Annotated in this window: 27 protein-coding genes; 24 read left to right on the forward strand and 3 right to left on the reverse strand. The window is 35.7% G+C overall.

Features of this window, described 5'->3' with window-relative positions; genetic code table 11:
• Positions 1-10 precede the first annotated feature (10 nt).
• From smc to BR52_RS04155, 15 genes are all read left to right on the forward strand, one after another.
• Positions 11-3,589: a chromosome segregation protein SMC gene (smc, locus tag BR52_RS04085; protein ID WP_034569443.1), complete on the forward strand. Its 3,579-nt coding sequence runs from the start codon at positions 11-13 to the stop codon at positions 3,587-3,589.
• A 110-nt stretch (positions 3,590-3,699) separates the two neighbouring features.
• Positions 3,700-4,530, forward strand: a complete 831-nt coding sequence (yidA, locus tag BR52_RS04090; protein WP_034569445.1) for a sugar-phosphatase — start codon at positions 3,700-3,702, stop codon at positions 4,528-4,530.
• Positions 4,531-4,593: 63 nt separating this feature from the next.
• Positions 4,594-5,595, forward strand: a complete 1,002-nt coding sequence (ftsY, locus tag BR52_RS04095) for a signal recognition particle-docking protein FtsY (protein ID WP_034569448.1) — start codon at positions 4,594-4,596, stop codon at positions 5,593-5,595.
• A gap of 214 nt (positions 5,596-5,809) precedes the next feature.
• Positions 5,810-6,154 (forward strand): putative DNA-binding protein, encoded by a 345-nt coding sequence (locus BR52_RS04100; protein WP_034569450.1) that lies wholly within the window; start codon positions 5,810-5,812, stop codon positions 6,152-6,154.
• Between the two features lie 17 nt (positions 6,155-6,171).
• A complete protein-coding gene (gene ffh, locus BR52_RS04105; RefSeq protein WP_034569452.1) occupies positions 6,172-7,590 on the forward strand; it encodes a signal recognition particle protein in 1,419 nt (472 codons plus the stop codon).
• A 139-nt stretch (positions 7,591-7,729) separates the two neighbouring features.
• Positions 7,730-8,002, forward strand: coding sequence for a 30S ribosomal protein S16 (rpsP, locus tag BR52_RS04110; protein ID WP_034569454.1), 273 nt, complete (start codon positions 7,730-7,732; stop codon positions 8,000-8,002).
• 14 nt (positions 8,003-8,016) lie between these two features.
• Positions 8,017-8,256, forward strand: a complete 240-nt coding sequence (locus BR52_RS04115) for a KH domain-containing protein (protein WP_034569457.1) — start codon at positions 8,017-8,019, stop codon at positions 8,254-8,256.
• 150 nt (positions 8,257-8,406) lie between these two features.
• The gene (gene rimM / locus BR52_RS04120; RefSeq protein WP_034569459.1) at positions 8,407-8,922 is read left to right on the forward strand and encodes a ribosome maturation factor RimM; all 516 of its coding nucleotides are present in this window, start codon (positions 8,407-8,409) and stop codon (positions 8,920-8,922) included.
• On the forward strand, positions 8,922-9,659 hold the full coding sequence (gene trmD, locus BR52_RS04125; protein ID WP_034569462.1) for a tRNA (guanosine(37)-N1)-methyltransferase TrmD: 738 nt from the start codon (positions 8,922-8,924) through the stop codon (positions 9,657-9,659). The genes rimM and trmD overlap by 1 nt, the downstream gene beginning before the upstream one ends.
• Positions 9,660-9,838: 179 nt before the next feature.
• On the forward strand, positions 9,839-10,936 hold the full coding sequence (locus BR52_RS04130) for a beta-N-acetylhexosaminidase (protein WP_051915627.1): 1,098 nt from the start codon (positions 9,839-9,841) through the stop codon (positions 10,934-10,936).
• 144 nt (positions 10,937-11,080) lie between these two features.
• Positions 11,081-11,284, forward strand: a complete 204-nt coding sequence (locus BR52_RS13065; RefSeq protein ID WP_051915628.1) for an isochorismatase family protein — start codon at positions 11,081-11,083, stop codon at positions 11,282-11,284.
• 112 nt (positions 11,285-11,396) lie between these two features.
• Positions 11,397-11,828: a VOC family protein gene (locus BR52_RS04140; protein ID WP_034569466.1), complete on the forward strand. Its 432-nt coding sequence runs from the start codon at positions 11,397-11,399 to the stop codon at positions 11,826-11,828.
• Positions 11,829-11,983: 155 nt separating this feature from the next.
• On the forward strand, positions 11,984-12,331 hold the full coding sequence (gene rplS, locus BR52_RS04145; protein WP_034573490.1) for a 50S ribosomal protein L19: 348 nt from the start codon (positions 11,984-11,986) through the stop codon (positions 12,329-12,331).
• A 108-nt stretch (positions 12,332-12,439) separates the two neighbouring features.
• Positions 12,440-13,360 carry a helix-turn-helix transcriptional regulator gene (locus tag BR52_RS04150; protein WP_034569468.1) on the forward strand — a complete coding sequence of 307 codons (921 nt, stop codon included), beginning with the start codon at positions 12,440-12,442 and terminating at the stop codon, positions 13,358-13,360.
• A gap of 83 nt (positions 13,361-13,443) precedes the next feature.
• Positions 13,444-13,842: a DUF1801 domain-containing protein gene (locus BR52_RS04155; RefSeq protein WP_034569470.1), complete on the forward strand. Its 399-nt coding sequence runs from the start codon at positions 13,444-13,446 to the stop codon at positions 13,840-13,842.
• 282 nt (positions 13,843-14,124) lie between these two features.
• Here BR52_RS04155 and BR52_RS04160 read toward each other — a convergent pair whose 3' ends face one another.
• Entirely contained in the window at positions 14,125-14,466 is a 342-nt protein-coding gene (locus BR52_RS04160; RefSeq protein WP_034569473.1) for a hypothetical protein, read from the reverse strand.
• 288 nt (positions 14,467-14,754) lie between these two features.
• Here BR52_RS04160 and BR52_RS04165 point away from each other — a divergent pair, with 288 nt between their 5' ends.
• From BR52_RS04165 to BR52_RS04175, 3 genes are all read left to right on the forward strand, one after another.
• Positions 14,755-15,099: a hypothetical protein gene (locus BR52_RS04165; RefSeq protein ID WP_034569475.1), complete on the forward strand. Its 345-nt coding sequence runs from the start codon at positions 14,755-14,757 to the stop codon at positions 15,097-15,099.
• Positions 15,100-15,179: 80 nt separating this feature from the next.
• Complete coding sequence (locus BR52_RS04170; protein WP_034569477.1) at positions 15,180-15,599, forward strand: hypothetical protein; 420 nt, start codon at positions 15,180-15,182, stop codon at positions 15,597-15,599.
• A 13-nt stretch (positions 15,600-15,612) separates the two neighbouring features.
• Complete coding sequence (locus BR52_RS04175) at positions 15,613-16,035, forward strand: OsmC family protein (RefSeq protein WP_051915629.1); 423 nt, start codon at positions 15,613-15,615, stop codon at positions 16,033-16,035.
• Between the two features lie 49 nt (positions 16,036-16,084).
• Here the strand turns inward: BR52_RS04175 and BR52_RS04180 are convergent, their stop codons facing one another.
• The gene (locus BR52_RS04180; protein WP_034569481.1) at positions 16,085-16,576 is read right to left on the reverse strand and encodes a YajQ family cyclic di-GMP-binding protein; all 492 of its coding nucleotides are present in this window, start codon (positions 16,574-16,576) and stop codon (positions 16,085-16,087) included.
• A 174-nt stretch (positions 16,577-16,750) separates the two neighbouring features.
• On the opposite strand from BR52_RS04180, the gene BR52_RS04185 reads away from it, so the two are divergent.
• Positions 16,751-17,647 (forward strand): YitT family protein, encoded by an 897-nt coding sequence (locus tag BR52_RS04185; protein ID WP_236707202.1) that lies wholly within the window; start codon positions 16,751-16,753, stop codon positions 17,645-17,647.
• Positions 17,648-17,704: 57 nt separating this feature from the next.
• On the opposite strand, the gene BR52_RS04190 is transcribed toward BR52_RS04185, so the two are convergent.
• The gene (locus BR52_RS04190; protein ID WP_034569482.1) at positions 17,705-18,517 is read right to left on the reverse strand and encodes a Cof-type HAD-IIB family hydrolase; all 813 of its coding nucleotides are present in this window, start codon (positions 18,515-18,517) and stop codon (positions 17,705-17,707) included.
• 134 nt (positions 18,518-18,651) lie between these two features.
• On the opposite strand from BR52_RS04190, the gene BR52_RS04195 reads away from it, so the two are divergent.
• The 5 genes from BR52_RS04195 to BR52_RS04215 all read left to right on the forward strand — a co-directional run bounded on the left by BR52_RS04195 (position 18,652) and on the right by BR52_RS04215 (position 22,066).
• Positions 18,652-19,413: a prolyl oligopeptidase family serine peptidase gene (locus tag BR52_RS04195; protein WP_034569485.1), complete on the forward strand. Its 762-nt coding sequence runs from the start codon at positions 18,652-18,654 to the stop codon at positions 19,411-19,413.
• A gap of 77 nt (positions 19,414-19,490) precedes the next feature.
• On the forward strand, positions 19,491-19,832 hold the full coding sequence (locus BR52_RS04200) for a metal-sulfur cluster assembly factor (protein WP_034569488.1): 342 nt from the start codon (positions 19,491-19,493) through the stop codon (positions 19,830-19,832).
• Between the two features lie 125 nt (positions 19,833-19,957).
• Positions 19,958-20,440, forward strand: a complete 483-nt coding sequence (locus BR52_RS04205) for a DUF3997 domain-containing protein (protein WP_034569490.1) — start codon at positions 19,958-19,960, stop codon at positions 20,438-20,440.
• 140 nt (positions 20,441-20,580) lie between these two features.
• Positions 20,581-20,883: a hypothetical protein gene (locus tag BR52_RS04210; RefSeq protein WP_034569493.1), complete on the forward strand. Its 303-nt coding sequence runs from the start codon at positions 20,581-20,583 to the stop codon at positions 20,881-20,883.
• Between the two features lie 319 nt (positions 20,884-21,202).
• Positions 21,203-22,066, forward strand: coding sequence for an SPFH domain-containing protein (locus BR52_RS04215; protein WP_034569495.1), 864 nt, complete (start codon positions 21,203-21,205; stop codon positions 22,064-22,066).
• The last annotated feature ends 4 nt before the right edge of the window (positions 22,067-22,070 follow it).

Below are 22,070 nucleotides of genomic sequence, written 5' to 3' on the forward strand. Positions count from 1 at the left end.
CACGACTACAGTGCATTTAAAAAGAATTGACATTACTGGATTTAAATCCTTTGCAGATAAAACGATCATTGAATTTGTAGATGGCGTTACTGCAGTCGTTGGTCCTAATGGTAGTGGGAAAAGTAACATTACAGAAGCTATCCGTTGGGTACTAGGTGAAACTTCAGCTAAAAGTTTGCGTGGTGGCAGAATGAACGATGTGATTTTTGCAGGTTCTGAATCTAGAAAGCCTTTAAACTTCGCTGAAGTGACTCTTGTCTTAGAAAATGAAGATCATTTTTTACCGCTAGATTTTAGTGAAATCAGCATTACAAGACGCTTAAATCGCAATGGAGATAGTGATTTTTACTTGAACAAGCAAAGCTGTAGATTAAAAGATATCGTTGATTTGTTTATGGATTCAGGATTAGGAAAAGAATCGTTTTCCATCATTTCTCAAGGGAAAGTAGAAGCCATCTTCAATAGTAAACCAGAAGATCGACGCTCTATTTTTGAAGAAGCAGCAGGGGTTTTAAAGTACAAAACACGTAAGAAAAAAGCGGAGCAAAAATTATTTGAAACAGAAGATAATTTGAATCGCGTTCAAGACATTGTGTACGAACTAGAAGATCAAGTCGAGCCTTTGCGAGAACAAAGTAGTATTGCCAAAGATTATTTATCCCAAAAAGAACAATTAAGTGAAGTTGAAATTGCTCTAACCGTTGTTGAAATCGACTTATTGAAAGAAAAATGGCAAGCAAGCCAAAAAGAACTTTCCCAGTATCAACGTGAATTAGCAACAATTCGAGATCTGCTTAAGCATAATGAACAATCAGTTGGTGAACTACGAGAAAAGCGTCAACAATTAGATAGCGAGTTAGATCGAACGCAAGCGTTACTTGTCACGATTATTCAACAATACGAACAAACAGAAGCCTCAAAGAAAGTTTTAAGTGAACGAAGTAAAAACACAAAAGAAAATCTAGAACAATTCCAACAAAACAAAGCAAAAATTGAAGCAAAAATAAGCCAATTAAATCAGCAACACGAAGAAATTAAAGAACGGATTGCCGTTAAACAAGAGGAAGAAAAAAAACTAAAAGCAGACTTACTTCAAGCAGAAAAAGAACGAAATATGCTTTTAGAAGACAGCGCTTATACCATAGAAACTTTACGAGATGACTATGTGGAATGGATGCAAAAACAAACCACACTAAGAAATGAACAAAGTTACTTAGAAAAAAGTTTTCTTCATAGTTCACAAAAAAACAAACAATCCGACGAAGCCGGCAAACGATTGGAAGAAGAATTAACCGAAGCCATCGCTAAAAAAGCAGCTGTCACAGAACAATTAAAAACCATTCAACAAGATTTGGCTACTAAATTATTAAATCATCAAGAGTTACAAACTGAATATCAAAAAAATCAAGGAACGTTAGAAATCTACGAACGAAATATGTTTGATGCAATGCGTTTAGTTCAACAAGCCAAAGCAAAAAGAGACAGCTTATCTGATTTAAACGAAGATTATGCTGGATTCTATCAAGGTGTTCGAGAAGTTTTAAAACGTAAAACCGAGATTGGCGGAGTTATTGGTGCAGTTGCGGAAGTCATCAACGTTCCAAAGCAAACGGAATTAGCCATTGATATCGCTCTTGGTGCTCAGAGCCAAAATGTCATCGTAAAAGATGAAGAAAGTGGACGAAAAGGAATTACCTACCTCAAACAAAAACGTTTAGGTCGCGCCACTTTCTTACCACTTACAACTATTAAGCCAAGGCAATTGCCAAGTAGCGTAGAAGCAACGGTTCGCAACAATGCTGGCTTTATTGGAATTGCTAGTGAATTAGTCGACTATCCAGCAGAAGTAGCAACAGTCATCCAAAACCTATTAGGGACCACGATTATTGCGGAAGATTTAACCTCAGCAAATGCTATTGCACGTCTTATTCAATTCAAATACCGTGTTGTAACGTTAGACGGTGACGTTATGAATGCTGGTGGATCAATGACAGGTGGAGCTAGTAAAAAAGGCAATCAAGGCAGTATTTTTGCTAGGAAAAATGAGCTTGCTACCTTAAATCAACAGATAGAAGCAATGGAAAAAACATTAAACGAAAAAGAGATTGAAGTACGAAGTTTAAAACAAGCTTTAAAAAAAGCTGAGCATCACTTAGAAGAGCTCCGCATGGCAGGCGAACAAAAACGCTTGGAAGAACAGCAATTAAAAAATGATTGCGAGTTATACAGCGAAAAAGAACGTCGTTTATCTCGTGAATTAAAAGCTCATAGCTTTGAATTTCAAGAAGCAAAAGAAGAAGCCGATCATTATCATTCAAGGACAGTCGAAATTAAAGCTGAAATGCTCCTAATTGAAGATGAAATGAAAAAAATCAACCATCAAATTGACATGCTTTCTTCCGAAAACGAGAAACGAACACTCTTACAAAAAGAAGCCAGTGAAAAAGTTCAACAATTGACAGCTACTGTTGCCGTCGTTAAAGAGCAACTTGCAGGCTCAAGAAAAGAACAAGCCAATTTATTGGAAGCCATCCAACAAGAAGAAGAAAATGTGAATGGGATTCAGTTACAAATCCAAGCAATTGACGAAAACAATGGCAACCATCAATTGACAAAAGAAGAATTAGAAGTGAAAGTAGCGTCGTTGCTTTCAGAAAAAGAAACGCTTGAAGGTCAAATGCTTGAAGGCAAAGAAAAGCGTAGCATTATGGAAGCAGAAATTGATGAGCTTGACCGCTCAATTGCAGAACAGAATAATCAACAACATATTGTGTTAGAGCAAAAATCAAAAGCGGAAGTAACGATGAATCGTCAAGACGTTGAAATCGAAAATCGCTTAAATCATTTAAGTGAAGAATATGGATTGAGCTTTGAATTTGCAAAAGCGAACCATTCTTTGACGATAACACTTGAAGAAGCACGTCAAAAAGTGAAGTTATTGAAATTAGGAATTGAAGAACTAGGCTCTGTGAATCTAGGGGCAATTGAAGAATTTGACCGTGTGAATGAGCGTTTTACATTTTTAACCGAGCAACGAGACGATTTATTAACGGCAAAATCAAGTCTATTTGAAACGATGGATGAGATGGATGAAGAAGTGAAAAAACGTTTTTCTGAAGTGTTTGAAGCGATTCGTGAAAAATTTTCCGATGTGTTTCCAAAAATGTTTGGCGGCGGATATGCAGAACTAAGGTTAAGCGATCCGTCAGACTTGCTAAATACCGGAATCGAGATTATTGCTCAGCCGCCAGGGAAAAAATTACAAAATTTAAGTTTGCTCTCTGGTGGAGAACGCGCCTTTACAGCAATTGCGTTGTTGTTTTCAATTATTCAAGTGCGTCCCGTTCCATTTTGTATTTTAGATGAAGTTGAAGCCGCGTTAGACGAAGCCAATGTTGCGCGATTTGGACGTTATTTAAATCAATTTGAAGGGGATACGCAGTTTATTGTCATTACGCATCGCAAAGGAACAATGGAAGAAGCCGATGTTTTGTATGGAGTAACGATGCAAGAATCAGGTGTTTCCAGAATTGTTTCCGTTCGCTTAGAAGAAATTGCAGAAACAGGCGAAATTACAACGACGAGTTAACGAAAAAAGCAAAAAGACAAGAAGTTTTTCGTCTTTTTGCTTTTTTTGATTCACAATACTTTCAAGAACACGTATACTAAAAGAGTAGACAGATAAGAAGGAGCAAACGAATGATAAAATTAATTGCAATCGATTTAGATGGAACACTATTAAATAATGAAAAACAAATTACACCACGAACCAAGCTTGCTTTGCAACGTGCTAAAGAAAAAGGTGTTAAAGTTGTTTTATGTACAGGGCGCCCTTTACTGGGAATGGTTCACTATTTAGATGAACTAGGATTGCGCGACGAAGGTGACTTTGGAATCACGTATAATGGCGGTTTAGTTCAAAAAACTAATAATGGCGAAATCTTAGCTCAAAAAACGCTGACCAAACACCATATTGAAGAGCTTTACCAATTGAGTCAAGCCCTTGAATTGCCGATGAATTTTATCGATTTGAAACAGGTGTATGCTTTGCCACATCCTGAAAATCGCGCTTCTTTATATGGCACCGTGATGAAAGCTTTGCCAATGGTTTCCGTTGTGATGGAAGAAGTGCCAGCAGACATTGCGGTTAACAAAGCTGTTTTTTGTTTCGATCAAGTAATTTTAGACGAAGCCATTACCAGAATTCCAGCTAGCTTAACTGAAAAATATACCATCATGAAATCAAGACCATTTTTACTAGAACTATTGCCACAAGGTGTTGACAAGGGTCAAGGAATCGCCTCACTTTGCAAGTTGCTAAATATTGACGCCAATGAAGTAATGACCTTAGGCGATGAAGAAAATGATTTGGCAATGATTGAATTCGCAGGGTTAGGTATTGCAATGGGGAATGCGACAGATGAAGTCAAAAAAGCAGCCCAATTTGTCACAAAAACAAACGAAGAAGAAGGCGTTGCCTACGCTGTTGAAGAATTCGTTCTTGCTGGAAAAACACTGGAGAATATCTAACAGAATCTAGTTTGAAATTGTGTTACAATAAGAACAAAGAAAGCAATGAAATGAGGAAATAATATGGGATTTTTTGATAAAATAAAAAAAGCTTTTACAGGTGAAGAAGTCGAAACAACAGAAGTCACCGAGAAATACGAAAAGGGCTTAGAAAAAACACGTAAAAGCTTTTCAGAACGAATGAATGAATTATTTGCCAACTTTAGAACCGTTGACGAAGACTTCTTTGACGAACTAGAAGAGGTTTTAATAGGCGCGGATGTAGGCTTTGATACCACAATGGAAATTACCGATGCCCTACGTCAAGAAGTAAAATTAAGAAATGCTAAAAATCAAGGAGCCGTTCAAGAAGCGATTATTGAAAAATTAGTCGAAATTTATGAAAAAGGCGAACCTGAAAAACCAGAAATCAACTTAAATCCTGATGGTTTAACGATTATGCTTTTTGTTGGCGTAAACGGAGTAGGAAAAACAACTACAATTGGAAAGCTAGCCCACCAATACCAAGCAGAAGGCAAAAAAGTATTATTAGCTGCAGGGGATACCTTTAGAGCAGGCGCCATCGATCAGTTGGTCGTTTGGGGCGAGCGTGTGGGGGTAGATGTTGTTCATGGCGTACCAGGTGGAGATCCAGCAGCAGTCGTTTACGACGCAGTAAAACAGGCTAAAAGCGAGCATGCGGATATCTTAATGGTAGATACAGCCGGTCGCTTACAAAATAAAGTCAATTTAATGAACGAGCTTGAAAAAATGAAACGCATTATTGAACGAGAAGTCCCAGGAGCGCCTCATGAAGTATTACTGGTACTAGATGCGACAACAGGTCAAAACGCAATGATTCAAGCAAAACAATTTAAAGAAACAACTGACGTCACAGGTCTTGTTTTAACAAAATTAGACGGTACAGCAAAAGGCGGAATTGTTTTAGCAATCCGTAACGAACTGCACATTCCAGTTAAATTAGTCGGACTTGGCGAAGGAATGGATGATCTACAAGAATTCGATCCAAGCGAATACGTTTACGGTTTGTTTAGTCAGTTATTACTAAAAAATGAAGAAAAGTAAAAAAAGTAAAGCTCTAAATTTATTTAGAGCTTTACTTTTTCATTTTAAAGAAGAGAGGCAATTTCAACCTTTACCAAAGCAACCTATTCTTTTTTGATAAATTCCTATTTTATAACGAATAACTATTGACTAAAGACTGAAAAATAGGTACGCTAGTGAAGTGTGTAAACTAAAATCACTTGACAGAACGTCTAATAAGAAAGAAGGATCAGAAATGGAAATTGAAAAAACAAATCGTATCAATGGCTTGTTTGAATTTTATGAGTCCTTACTAACTGAAAAACAACAAAATTACATGCAGTTGTATTATGCAGATGATTTTTCATTAGGCGAAATAGCTGAAGAGTTTGGTGTCAGCCGTCAAGCAGTGTATGACAACATCAAAAGAACCGAACATATCTTGTTAGAATATGAAAAAAAATTGCATATCGTAGCTGATTTTAAACGCACGGAACAGATTGTAGAAGAATTGGCAAGCTATGTGGAAGCCAACTACTCAACTGATAAAAAGTTAACGACACTTATCCAGCAACTTCAAGATGAAAAAGATGAAAAATAAGGAAAAGGTGAATTTATATGGCATTTGAAGGATTATCAGAACGTCTCCAAGCAGCAATGAATAAAATGCGTCGCAAAGGGAAGATTTCTGAAGCAGACGTAAAAGAAATGATGCGTGAAGTTCGACTTGCATTACTAGAAGCCGATGTAAACTTTAAAGTAGTAAAAGAGTTTGTAAAAACGGTCAGCGAGCGATCTATTGGGGAAGAAGTGTTGGAGAGTCTATCTCCTTCTCAACAAGTGATTAAGATTGTAAACGAAGAATTAACTGCTTTAATGGGCGGAGAACAATCAACGATTCAAACGGCACCAAAGTCACCAACTGTTATTATGATGGTTGGGTTACAAGGGGCAGGTAAAACAACAACAGCTGGGAAATTAGCTAACTATCTAAGAAAAAACCAAAACCGTCGACCAATGCTTGTAGCAGCGGATATTTATCGTCCTGCCGCAATCCAACAATTAGAAACGATTGGGGAACAATTGGATATTCCTGTGTTTTCAATGGGCAATCAAGTTAGCCCCGTTGAAATTGCACAAAAAGGGATTGAAAAAGCAAAAGAAGAGCACCGCGATTTTGTTATTATCGATACAGCCGGTCGTTTGCATATCGATGAAACCTTAATGACTGAATTAACTGACATTAAAGCATTGGCCAACCCTACCGAAATCTTCTTAGTAGTAGATGCAATGACAGGGCAAGATGCCGTTAATGTAGCGGAATCCTTTAATGAACAATTAGACATCACAGGAGTCATCTTAACTAAATTAGACGGCGATACTCGTGGTGGGGCAGCCCTTTCTATCCGTTCAGTGACAGGAAAACCAATTAAATTTACTGGACAAGGTGAGAAGTTAGACGCTTTAGAACCTTTCTATCCAGAACGGATGGCAAGTCGTATTCTAGGCATGGGGGACATGTTGACGCTGATTGAAAAAGCGCAACTTGACTTTGACGAACAAAAAGCCGAAGAAATGACGAAAAAATTAAAAGAAAATAGCTTTGACTTTAACGACTTTATCGATCAAATGGATCAGTTAAATAACATGGGACCATTAGAAGATATTTTAAAAATGATTCCTGGTATGAGCAACGCACCAGGCTTAGATCAAATTAAAATCGATCCAAAAGATACCGCTCGTATGAAGGCCGTTGTTTTATCAATGACACCACAAGAACGCGAAAATCCGGATATTTTATCTCAAAGTCGCCGTCGTCGTATCGCTCGTGGCTCAGGTCGCCCAATTGCCGAAGTAAATCGCATGATCAAACAGTTTAATGAATCTAAAAAAATGATGAATCAAATGTCAAAAGGCAATTTTAATGGCATGGATAATATGTTTGGTAGTGGTATTAAAGGCAAGCTAGGCAAAATGGCCATGAACCAAATGGTGAAAAAAAACAAAAAGAAAAAGAAAAATAAGCGCAAAAAATAAGCGTTAAAAAGCTTGCAACCAAAGTGTTTCACTCTGATTTGAAAAAAAAATCACCCTGTAAAGAAAAAACACTTTACAGGGGAGTGATTTACTGGTAATATATATAAATGTGAGATAGTTATTGGAGGTGTAAAGAGACATGGCAGTAAAAATTCGTTTAAAACGTATGGGATCTAAAAGAAACCCATTTTATCGTATGGTAGTCGCTGATTCACGTTCTCCACGTGACGGACGTTACATCGAAGTAGTAGGAACATACAACCCAGTTGTAAGCCCTGCAGAAGTTAAAGTGGAAGAAGAAAAAGTATTAAGCTGGTTAGCTACAGGCGCACAACCTTCTGATACAGTTCGTAACATCCTTTCAAAAGAAGGTATTATGAAAAAATTCCATGATTCAAAAAACGTTAAATAAAAAGGATGTTTTCTATGGCTGACATGAAAGAATTAATTCTTACAGTTGTTCGTCCTTTAGTCACCCATCCGGAAGAATTGGATATTGTGATTGAGGAATCTAATGAGTATCTTGAGTATCAATTATCGGTTCATCCAGATGATATTGGTAGAGTAATTGGCAAACAAGGTCGCGTAGCTAAATCAATTCGTACGATCGTGTACAGTGTGAGGGTCAATGGACCTAAACGTGTGCGATTATCGATTGTCGAATAGTAAATCCAAAATAATAACGAAAAAACCATTTCAACTGAGATGGTTTTTTATTTTCCCACTATTTCCAAAGAAATCATTGAAAATGACAGAAATAATGCTAAAATATGGTACAATAAATAAGATCAAATAAATGAAAATGAGGGAATTAATGTGTCTGAATTATATAACGTAGGTAAAATCGTCAATACACAAGGGTTAAAAGGAGACGTTCGAGTGATTTCAAGAACGGATTTTCCAGAAGAACGCTATAAAAAAGGAGCAAAATTATTGCTTTGTCAAGACAATAAAGCACCATTAGAAATGACGGTTAACAGTCATCGTAAACATAAGAATTTTGATATTATTTCTTTTGTTGATCATCACAATATCAACGATGTAGAAAAATACCGCGATGCTATTTTAAAAATTACATCGGAACAATTACAAGAATTACCAGAGCATGAATTTTATTATCATGAAATTATTGGCTTAACTGTCATAGATGAAGAAGAAAATGAACTTGGCAAAATCAAAGAAATTTTATCTCCAGGAGCTAATGACGTTTGGGTAATTCAACGTCCAAAAGGAAAAGATTTACTAGTACCGTACATTGAGGATGTTGTAGTTAAAGTCGATTTAGAAAAACAATTGGTGATCGTTCATTTAATGGAAGGATTGTTGGATTAATGAGAATCGATGTCTTGACGCTATTTCCTAAAATGTTTGAAGGTCCGTTAACAGAGTCAATTTTAGGAAAAGCGATTGAAAAAAAACTGTTAGAAGTGAATGTTGCTAATTTTCGCGATTTTTCTGAAAACAAACATCAAAATGTTGACGATTACCCATATGGTGGTGGTGCAGGGATGTTGCTGACTGCTCAACCTATTTTTAGCGGAATCGAAGCGATTGAAGCAGAAACGCCAACGACTAAAAAAAGAGTGATTCTGTTAGATCCAGCTGGAGTCCCTTTTACCCAATCGGTCGCAGAAGAACTAGCAAATGAAGAGCATCTGATTTTTATTTGTGGGCATTACGAAGGCTATGATGAACGTATCCGGACGCTTGTAACAGATGAAATCTCATTAGGGGACTATGTGTTAACCGGAGGAGAACTAGGTGCTATGGTGATGATAGACGCGACTGTACGCTTATTGCCAGATGTGCTAGGGAATAACTTATCGGCTCAAACAGATTCTCATTCCACAGGCTTATTAGAGCACCCTCAATACACAAGACCTGCCGATTTTAGAGGAATGAAAGTTCCTGAAGTTTTAACTAACGGCAATCACAAATTGATTCACGAATGGCAGGAAAAAGAATCGTTACGTCGAACGTATTTGCGCCGCCCGGATATGTTGGCAGCATTAGACTTAACAAAAGAGCAAGAACAATGGTTAGCTGAAATTAAAGAAGAAGAAAAGTAATGAATGAAGACAACTAGCTGGATTAGTTGTCTTTTTTTAATTGGTAAAAAAGTGAATCAAAAGGGAGGGGATTTAAGGAGTTTTATGTTAATCTAGAGATAGATATTCAATCAAAAGAAATGATAAAAAATCGAAGGATAGAAAATGAACATAAAAATAGTCACAGGGGGGGAATGTGAATGGAAAAGAATAAAAATGAGTTGCATGGTCAATCAAAACAGCAAGATACGCTCGTTAACAATGAAAAAAAAATCATCTCTATCGATGCAGGTCGAAAATATATTTCTAAAGCTGAGTTGAAGGAAATTATCAATCAAGCCAATTTAATGGGGTATACAGGCATGGGGCTTATCGTAGGGAATAACGGTTTGCGTTTTTTGTTAGATGATATGACAGTAACAATAAATGAAAAGGTATACAAAAATGATGAAGTAGGTGCAGCTTTACTTAAGGGGAATCAACACTATTACAATGATCCTAATGGAAATGCGTTAACTCAAGCTGAAATGGATGAGTTGCTGCAGTTTGCGTCAGAAAAAGAGATTGAAATCATCCCTGTCATTAACAGTCCCGGTCATATGGATACAATCATAGCGATTATGAAGGAATTAAAGATTTTAAATCCAGCATTTAAATCGTCAAAAAGTACGATTGATTTAGACAACGACTTAGCTGTGGCCTTTACCAAAGCGATTGTAAAAAACTATGTGGCTTATTTTTCAACTTATGCTGAAATCATTAATTTTGGATGTGACGAATACGCCAACGATGTCGTGGAAGATGGCGGCTGGGTAGCCATTCAAAAACAAGGTACGTATCAAAAATTTATAGCTTATGCCAATGAATTAGCCCTAATGGCTAAAACCTATAAAATGAAACCCATGATCTTCAATGATGGGGTCTATTACAATAATGACGATACTTTTGGTCGTTTTGATAAGGACTTTATAATTGCTTACTGGACATCTGGTTGGGAAAATTACGATGTTGCTTTGCCTGAATATCTAGTGGAAAAAGGGCATCCAATTTTAAATACAAATGACGAATGGTATTGGGTAATTGGGAGAAAGACAATAGCAGATGGGTATTATAACTTTAACCAAGCAGTAGAAGGTATCACGCATTTAGAAGCTTCGATGGTTAAAGGAGCCAAAGGTCCACTTGCTACTATCGGGAATATGCAAGGAATCTGGTCGGATGAACCTAACCAGCCACTTGATTTGTCAGATTTGTTTAAATTGATGCATCTTTATTCTGATAAGTACTTAAAAGAATAGAAAAACGGTTCGTGTGAAGAGGTATAAACGAATACATCCATCAAACTGTAAAGAGAGGGTTCTATATGGCAGATAGTTTAGTGATGATTGATTTACAAAAAGGCTTGCATTCTCCAACAAATAAATAGCGATTCATGGTGCTTAATGGAGGAGCTGGACCATCAGCCAACAGATTATTACCTATTGAAAACCCACGCCAACTCTTTTTTCCAAACAAACCTACAAGCAACGTTAACTGAATTAGGAGTAGAATCAATTGAATTTTGTGGGGCGCCAACAGAATATTGCGTAGATACGACTATTCGAGTTGCCCACAGTTTAGGCCTATCACTGCTGGATGAAAAGTGACTTGCATACGACAGTGGACAGTCCATTATTAACAGCGCCAGTCATCATCGCTCATCACGAAGCAATTTGGGAAAATCGTTTTTTAAACTTACTATAAAAAAGGAGAATCATTATGAATCGAATCAATTTAATTTGTCTAGGAGTTACTAATTTAAAAGCATCATTGCATTTTTACAAAGAGCTAGGTTTTCAAACACCTGAAAAATCAGAAGATCCACAGATTGTGTTTTTTAATAACAAAGGAACCAAATTAGAATTATTCCCGATTGCAGAACTAGCCAAAGATATGAACCTTTCAGAGCCACCTAAAGAAAATAAGGCCTTTAACGGCATCACTTTCGCAATCAATGTAAAACATGAAGCAGAAGTGGATGAATTGATTCAAAAAGCGGCTACATTAGGCGGGGAAATCGTTAAGCCTCCTGAAAAAGTATTCTGGGGCGGTTATAGCGGTTACTTTAAAGACTTAGATGGTTATCATTGGGAAGTTGCCTACGCGGATAGTTGGAAATTTGATGACCAAGACATGTTGATTATTGAATAAAGTCAAAAATAAAATTATCAAGGAAAACCCCTTTACACCAAAGTAGAGATATGATAAACTATTTGAGGTGAGTAAAGAGAAACTTTACTCGATAAACGGTATTCCGCTAAGCCCAATTGGAGGCTTATGAATGGTTGTTGGAAGGAGAAAAAAACATGAGTCAATTAATGGAATCAATCACAAACGAACAATTACGTTCTGATATCCCAACGTTCCGTCCTGGAGATACAGTTCGTGTACACGCACGCGTAGTTGAGGGTACTAGAGAACGTATCCAATTATTCGAAGGCGTAGTAATTAAACGTCGTGGTGCTGGAATCAGCGAAACTTATACCGTTCGTAAAATTTCTGGCGGTGTTGGTGTTGAGCGTACATTCCCAGTTCACACTCCACGTGTTGCACAAATCGAAGTTATTCGTCATGGTAAAGTACGTCGTGCTAAATTGTACTACTTACGTGCATTACATGGTAAAGCAGCTCGTATCAAAGAAGCTCGTCGTTAAGATGAGTGTTGAGACCCTTGAGTATTCAAGGGTTTTTTGTTGTCCAAAAAGTTGCTGAATAGTGATTAGGATGCTACGATAAATAGGAAGAAACGAAAGGAGCAGAATATGAAAAAAATTGAACGCATTCTCTCAATCATTGTATTGCTGTTAGAAAATGAAGTCATACCAGCTACACAACTAGCTACGCGCTTCAATGTAACCAAGCGCACCATTTTTAGAGATATTGAAACAATTGAAATGGCAGGCTTTCCGATTGTTTCATTTACTGGGAGAAAGGGTGGCTATTCTTTATTAAATTCATTTAAACTTCGTACATATACCTATACAGATGCTGAAAAACAGGATATTTTAAGTGCTTTGCAAATGAAAGAACGATTTATCGAACCAACAGACAAACAACATACAATTAAAGAAAAAATTCATCTAATGCAATTGCATCCATCAAATGAAGTCACGAACCCGCTGATTTCGTTTGCATCTCCAACACTCCATCGTGCTGAGATTGAAGTGGAGACAAAGCAAAAAAATACCCAATTAACCAATGCCTTACACAACTATTTGAAGCTGACAATTGAGTATGTCAGCAACCAAGGCGAAGGAACTGAACGAACAATCCATCCTTATGAATTGATGCTGCTAAATGGCAGTTGGTACGTGCATGCGTATTGTGAAAAAAGAGCAGCATTTAGACACTTTAAAGTGACAAGAATACGGAAAATGACTATTTTGGATCAACACTTTGACCTACAAATACCACCTACAAAAAAAGAACTTCTCACAGGTGAGTGGGTCAAATTATATTTTAAAAAGGATGAGCTAGGAAAACTTTACGATTATTACACCCAAGATGAAATTCGAGTAGTAGATAATCACGTTGAGGTAACTTTTTTTTCAGAATATCAAAAGCATTTAATTCCATTTTTACTTATGTTTGGAAATGGAGTACAAGTGATAACACCACTATCTTTAAAAAAACAACATCAAGCAGCAATCATTCACTTACAAAAAGCGTATTCAAGTAATTGAACGATGACAGCTACTTGTCATCATTTGTGGGTTACATTGATATTGAAAAGAAATTATTTAATTAGAAAAGGGGAAAAATACCTATGAAACCAATTAGAAATATAGAGGTTGCTGCTGTTTTTAAAAAGTATCCAAAAATTTATCGTACACCATTATTAGAAATAAGGCAGCTTATTTTTGATACAGCTGATGGTATAGCAGAAGTTGGCGAAATTGAAGAGAGTTTAAAATGGAACCAACCGAGCTACGCAACCAATCAAACAAAATCAGGCACGTCGATTCGAATTGATCGATTTGGTGAACATCAGATAGCACTTTTTGTTCATTGCCAAACAACCTTAATTGAAGAGTTCAGACCTTTATTTAACGGTACGTTTGAATTTTCTAAAAATCGGGGAATCCTCCTTGATCCTCAAAAAGAACTTCCTATTCAAGAATTGGCCTTTTGTATTGAAAAAGCATTGACGTACCATCTAGTTTGAACTTAAAGAAACGGACAATGGATGAATTAGTTAAATGTAAAAAAAGAAACCCCCACTAATTATGGAGGCTAGAAAAAATTATTTTTTGTATTATTCGAAGTTAAAATAAGGATTCCATGTCATGATGTCTAAATAGTCATCATTTGCATCTCCTGTTATAGAAGTATTTTCTACAACTTTTGAGTTATAAGCAACTCTATAAGTGACTGTTCCCCCAGACATATTGGTAAGGCTAATATTGATTGTATTAAAACCAAGCCGATGCTTCGGATCTAAATTTTTTTAAAACTGTGATGATACGTAACCTACAGTACCTACATATGGTGGCACAAAATCTTGTCCATCATCATATCTTATTGTCTTAACTACTGCTTCAGTGGTATCTTCTTGTGTTTTTACTTGGAAGGCTAAAAGAGTAGAATGTTTTTTGTCTTTAAATAAGCTTTTTTTTAAATTATAGGATTCTCCATTTTCAAGAGTAACCATTTTAACATCGGTTGTGATTCTAGTACTAGGGTGCAATGCGTCCCTTTCAATCGTTGTTTCTTGAGCAGTTGCTGTGCGGGTAAATACGAATGCTGAAAATAAACTTAATCCAATAATTAATAATTTAATTTTTTTCATTTCAAAATCCCCTTTTATATTAATCATATACCTATAGTTATTTATTGTTAAAATAAAAAAACGTATATTTTTTTATTTTAACAATCTAATTTTTTTAACAGCTTTAATCCCTAAAAAAATACTTACAAATAAAGTATAAACCAATATCTTTAAGGGAATGAAGGGAAAAAATAACTTAAAATTCAAAGAAATAAACAGAACCCTAGTTTTTATCCAAGGTCGGTGCTATAATAGTTTTAAATTCTTTATGAAAGAACAGCTTTTTATGAATGAAGGGGTCTAGTAAAAATGAGAAATTATTATTTTTTGGAATACGGTAGTTCAAAATGTGTTTCAGTGGTAGAAAATGACTTAGAAGAACGCTTTAAATTAGAGTTCAATAAGCATGGCGATCACCTATTAGGAAGCTGTATTAATTATTCAGGAAAGTACGCTGACCAAATGTTGATTAAACAGAATTTATACGGCGAAGAATGGCAATATCCTGAACATAAAGAGTATGAAACCATTGTTGCAATCAGTTTCGTTGAAGGACGAGACAAAGAAAAAATGAACAAGATTGAAACGATTAAAAAATGGTTTACTGAATTAGAGCATGTACAACTTTTAAAAGAAGAAACACTTAAAGGTTAAAAATAGAGAGTGAACATTTCGTTATTTTAACAAATGTTCCTTTTTTTCTTAAATAATTGACTATAAAAAGGAGTTTAACAATGACTGCTATCCAAGCATTTGAAGAATTACTTAGAGCAAAACAAATCCCATTAGTTAAATCAACAGAAAATTCCAATGGGACTTCTTATAGTGGGAGTTTTCAAGCAAGCCCTGAAAATGAAATTCTTTTTGACATTGTCTTCAAAGAAGCGACAAAACAAACGGATGTTACAATCACATATCATCGATTAATAGCGTGTTCTAATGAAGACAATCGTCTTCAACTAGTAGCGTTAATCAATCAATTAAACCAAGAAAAAACCTCTTATTATCGTTTAGTTTTAACAAATGAGGGAGAAGTTTCTTTATTATTTGAAGGTCGAACAGGAGAAGAGATTTTACCACTTTATGAAATTTTATTAGTAGGTTCTTCGCTATTAAGTGATTTGATGAGGGAATTAAAATTCGGCTTAGTTTAGGGGGCGCATCTCAGTGAATCAAAACGAAAAAAGTATTTATCAAACAACAGCCATTAATGAAACTGGAGTTGCTGGTGTTGCGTATATTGAAGGCAGTGAGGGCTGGAAAGTAAACGTGTCTAGTCCAGTCAGTAAAGAGCCTGGGACGAACCCAGAAGAATTGCTAGCATTGGCATATAGCACCTGTTTGAATGCAACGGTTGAAACAATTTTAAAAGAGCAACAACAGCCCAAAAAAAGCTCAGTCAAAGTAACGATTGCACTGATTCCTGAAACAATCGGGTATCATTTTAATGTAACAGCAAAAGTATTTATTGAATCCCTTAGTCAACCTGAAATTCAAGAAATAATTGAATTAGCCAATCAGCGATGCCCCATTTCTAAACTGATGAAGGGCAGTCAAACAGTCACTGTAATGGCCACAACGACTCCATAAAAATAGCACCTAAATCCTTTAACGGTTTAGGTGCTATTTTGTATTTTGCTTAGCGGAAGTTCGTAAATTGCAACTCAACTTTTAAATCAGCATCTCTAAGTAATGAAATGACTTGTTGCAAATCGTCACGACTTTTACCTGTGACGCGAATTTGGTCATCTTGAATGGTGCTTTTAACTTTAATGCCAGATTGTTTAATCAAGGTATTGATTTTTTTTGCATTTTCTTTATCAATCCCACTAATTAAATCAGCGTGTTGACGAACATTTCCGCCAAACGCTTTTTCGCTTTCACCATAATGAATATTTTTAGTTGGGACGTCACGTTTAATTAATTTACTCGTTAAAATATCTTTAACTTGACCAATCTTATACTCATCTTCAGAGACAAGAACTAATTGATTTTTTTCCAGTTTAATTTCACTAATAGACCCTTTAAAATCAAAGCGATTGGTAATTTCTTTTTTTGCAAGTGCAATTGCATTTTTTACTTCTTCTTGGTTGATTTCCGATACAATATCAAAACTAGCTTCTTTTGCCACTAAAAAAGTCACTTCCTTCCTTTATTTCACAATTCATTGAACGCTTACATTCTACCATTTTACAGTCAAAATGTGAAGAAGCTAAGAAAACGAAAAAACTCAGTAAATTTTTCTTTCTTTATCTTGAAAAACTTGTTATATTTTAATCTGATAAATCGATTGGAGGTTTCTTTAGTGGCAAAATTAAAAGTTCCCAATATGTGGGCAGAGTTTTCAAAAAAAATGTTCTTTATTTTCTTTGCAGCACTAACAAATGCAATTGCGTTAAATAATTTTTTGATCCCAGCAAGAGTGTATGGTGCTGGTTTAAATGGGGTTTCACAGTTGATTTCCTCGTCTCTTTTTGACTTTGCTCATATTCATGTCAGTACAGGACTTTTAATTATCTTGTTCAATGCACCGATTGCCTTACTTGGTTGGTACAAAATTGGACGTGATTTTACGCTGTATAGCTTTATGACGGTTGCGTTAATGTCGATTTTTTCAATGATTTTTCCCATTATTGAATTAACTCCAGATCCTATTATGAATGCCGTTGCAGGCGGCGTAATGAGTGGCGTGGGGATTGGTTGTGCGTTGAAGTACGGTTTTTCAACAGGCGGAATGGATATCATTTCAATGGTATTGTCTAAAACAACTGGACGCTCGATTGGAAGTTTAATGTTTGGCATTAATTTAATCATCATTTCAACAGCCGGTTTTGTTTATGGATGGGAATATGCATTGTATACATTACTATCCATCTATGTGATGACTAAAGTTGTCGATACGATTCATACGAGTCATCAAAAAGTAACAGCCATGATTGTCACAAAACACAGCGACGAAATGATCAAAGCCATTAATGATAAATTAATTCGTGGCATTACAGTGATACCAGCTAAAGGCGGCTATACTGGAGACGATAGTGCCGTTTTAATGATCGTTATTACGCGTTATGAATTGTACGATCTAGAAATTGCAGTTAAAGAAACCGATACAAGTGCTTTTGTTAATATTTTACAAACGAATAAATTGATTGGCGAATTTTGGGATACAGATCAGCAAAAACGCCAAAAAGAGCAATTATAAATTAAAAAGGTTCAAAGGAATTTTCCTTTGAACCTTTTTTATGTGACACTTCTAAATTTAAGCTAAGTGTAAGTAATTTTCTAAATAAGAGGCAAGACCATCTTCATTATTTGTTTTTTGAGTGATATCATTAGCAATCGATTTTAATGCATCAATTCCATTTTTCATGACAACGCCATGTCCAGCATATTGAATCATTTCATAATCGTTGTCCTCATCTCCAAAAGCGATGATATCTTGCTGTTTAAAGCCGTATGCATCAGCGATACACTCAACCCCAAGAGCCTTTTGAACACCAGCAGAAACAATCTCTAAACAAGGTGTGTCGCCGCCCCAAGTTCGAATCTCAATCGAATCGCCATAGCGAGTAATTAATTCATTAGTGATGAAAGCTTGGTTTTCTTTTTTAGTAAAGACACAAACAGAAGTTGGATCATCTTTTAAATTCTTAGCTGTTAATGTGTTCGTTCCTTTTTTTCCATCTGGAAAAAAATCTTTGTTAGGCATATAAAATTGATCCGCATAAACACTGTCTTTTACTTCAGCTGCAATCATGTCAATTTCCATATGTTTTTTTAGCGAAAGCATGTCTAAAGCGATATCACGATGGAGCGTTTTATGGTATTGAGCAGCCCATTCTAATTCATGTGGCATGTGACAAAGCGCACCATTGAAATTGACAATCGGTGTGTCTAAGCCTAATTGTTGGTAATATTGTTTACTAATACGGTACGGACGACCTGTTACAATTGAAATCATATGTCCTGCATGTTGAGCTTTTTTAAAGACTTCGATTGTTTTAGGGGTAATTTTTGATTCGTTGTTTAGTGTCGTGCCATCTAAATCGATGGTAATTAATTTTTTAGTCATACATACCTCCAGAAGATTAATTTTCACAAAAAAGAGTACTCTTATGTTAAAATCAACTAAGAGAACTACTAATAGTGTACCATAAAATGAAAACATTTGTGACGTACTTTCATAAAAGAAAAGAGGAAAAGAAAATGATTGTAGTAAAACATGTCGTTGTAGCAGAAATTCCTTTGTTAGAAATGGTTGAATCTGATATCGACCACCAAAAGCTCCCAACTGTCTTGTTTTATCATGGTTGGGGAAGCTGTAAGGAAAGTGCGATGGTAAATGGGTATGAACTGGCAAAACAGGGATTTCGCGCGGTATTACCAGAAGCGTATTTACATGGTGAACGAAAAGAAGGCACCTTGAATGAGGAAGCGTATATGGAATTTTGGCAAGTTGTGGCACATAGTATCGAAGAATTCCCAACGTTAACTGATTATTATATTTCAAAAGGTTTAACAGACCCTAATCGAATAGGTGTAACGGGTTTATCCATGGGAGGCATTACAACCTGTGCTTTACTCACACAATATCCTTCCATCAAAACAGCCGTTTGTTTGATGGGCAGTCCGGCACCCGTTTTATTTTCAAGATGGTTATTAAACTCTTCATGGGCGGAGGGTTTAAATATTGACGAAGCGAACTATCAAGCAGAATTGGAGCAATTAAAGCCGATTGATTTAAGCTTACAGCCAGAAAAAATAGCCGGTCGATACTTGCATTTTTGGCATGGAACAGCAGACAATACCGTTCCATACCAACCAACCCTTGATTTTTACGAAAGAGTGATCAATGAGCAGCCTGAAGCAGCAAAACATGTTAGCTTTACCTCCACAAAAGGTGCAGGCCATAAAGTACCGTATGAAAGCTCAGTTGAAATGGCGACATTCTTTGCGAAACGCCTTTAAGAATTATCTTATTGAGAGATTTACTTTTTTTCTGAAACACGGTATGATAGTGTGGAACTTACGTGGAGGTGACGTTTATGACAGATGAAAATAAAAATTGGTCGCAAGAAGAAATAGATGGAATCAAAGAACGAATTATTCAAGCATTAGAACAAGTAATCGATCCAGAGCTAGGAATTGATATTGTGAACCTTGGCTTGGTTTATGAAGTAGAATTAGAAAATAACGGTCACTGTATTGTAAAAATGACGTTAACGACAATGGGATGCCCATTAGCAGACGTTATCACCGATCAAATTATGACAGCCTTAAAAGACGTACCAGAAGTAACCAAATCAGAAGTGCAGTTGGTTTGGTATCCTGCGTGGACAACGGATAGAATGAGCCGTTATGCACGGATTGCGTTGGGGATTAGATAATTTAATTGAAGATTAATCCTTCTGTAGTGTCAAAAAACTCTTTCACTAACACTTAGTTGTTAGTGAAAGAGTTTTTTTGAAAAATAAAATTGGTTAAGCAAGCAAATGGTTTGGAGGACACTGCATTGAAAAATATAAAATTAATTAGTCTAACCAGTCTATTAACAACTCTAGTAATAGTAACGATCTACACTATTTTAAATTCTCCATTATTTTTTGATCCACCAGATAGTTACCGTGAGCATGGAACGTCAGCAACTGGAAATTTTATCAGAATTGATGAGGAGTACACGATAAATACGACGAGTGCAATAACTTCAAGCTTGTATTACAAGACCGGCACAGCAAGCTCTATTCCTAATATTGTTGAACATGTCAATCAGGTGAATTCAGATAAAACTTATATAATAATTAGGTCGGTTTCTGATAATTTTTACAGTTTTTTTAATAAAAAATATCGGTACTATATCGTGAAAAAGACAAATCAACAAGTAGTTTCTTTTGAAACAGAAAAAGAATTTGTAGCTGAATGCCAAAAACTTAATATTTACCCTAAACTAAGGAGCTTAGATAAGTTCGATTGGTACAATAGCGAGGAAGTATATTAGCTAAATTTTTATATTTGATGAACTTAAAGCTTATCTTTTTCTCTTATTATTAAGATTCGTTAGTATTTCTAATATTTTTTTGAAACCGCTTTACAAAAGAGAGTCGTTTAGATTAATATTAATGTAAAAGGAGGTTCATCATGAAGAAAATCGGCTTTGTATTAACAGTCAGCACTGGAATAAATTATGGTTCAATATTTTCTGTACCACTTATCAAGAATCACGATGATTTAAAAGAGTATTTTTCTAAGTATTACGACGTTTCAATTAACTATATTAGGGATAAAGACGCAGTTGATTATTTGATCGTTCCTAAACCCTTTACGCCGTTTGATAATGAAAATAATCTCCCAATAATCGAAGTACCAGCAATCTTATTTATGGAAAAGGATTTTGAAAAAATCAAAACGTATATTGACAATTATTTTTCTGTTAATCCTTAAAAAGATAAAAGAAAAAGTACTCTTATGTTTTTTTTGCGGTTGTCAAGCTTCGAGAAGCGGATATTTTCAATAGGAAGAAGTCTGATAAAAAACGGAAAATGTTGAAGAGTTCTAAAACTCTCGTAAATGTCATTTTGAAAAAAACTGTCCAAAATAAAAGAGCTACAAATTAACTTAGTCAACAAATACAGCTTTTTTGCATGACTGCTAATTGTATTATTAAGTTTTCAATGTCGAATCTTTAAAAAGAGTCTGTTGAAAAACCAAATCATGGTATAATGTGAATGTAAAACGAATACATTCATAAGGGGGAAAAGAAATGCAAGAAAAGAAAACATTTTATTTAAACGGTTACTTAGGCATTGTTTTACTCATTTTACTAGGTTTGTTTGGAGCATTTTTAGGATTTAATGGAGTTGTTAATGAAAATATCGGCTTAATTGTAGCAGGAGCTTTATTTTTAATTATTGCGTATTTATTTTTCACATCGCTAACGATCGTAGCACCCAATCAAGCCAAAGTCATTACCTTTTTTGGAAAATACCTAGGAACCATTCGAGCAAATGGCTTATTTATCACAGTTCCTTTAACTCAAAAAGCAATGATTTCGTTACGTGTTCGTAATTTCAATAGCGCCAAGCTTAAGGTGAATGATGTGGATGGAAATCCCATTGAAATAGCAGCAGTGGTCGTTTTTAAAGTAGTAGACACTGCCAAAGCTTCTTTTGATGTTGATTTCTATGAAAATTTTATTGAAATCCAAAGTGAAACGGCAATTCGCCATGTAGCGACAAAATATCCTTATGATTCATTTACCGATCAAGACATTACATTGCGAGGAAATGCTTCTGAAGTATCGGAAGAACTAGCCCAAGAATTGCAAAATCGATTAGAAGTGGCGGGTGTTGAAATTATTGAAGCACGCTTAACGCATTTAGCGTATTCAACCGAGATTGCTAGTGCGATGCTGCAACGTCAACAAGCAAAGGCCATTTTAAGTGCCCGTCAAATTATTGTTGAGGGAGCGGTAGGCATGACACAACTAGCTATTGCCCAATTAGAAGAGCAGTCTGTCTTAAAATTAACGGATGAACGTCGCCTACAATTAGTTAACAATTTATTAGTATCTATTATTACGGATAAAGGAACGCAACCAGTTATCAATACTGGAGATGTCGAATAAATCT

The organism is Carnobacterium divergens DSM 20623, assembly GCF_000744255.1.
Classification (GTDB): domain Bacteria; phylum Bacillota; class Bacilli; order Lactobacillales; family Carnobacteriaceae; genus Carnobacterium; species Carnobacterium divergens.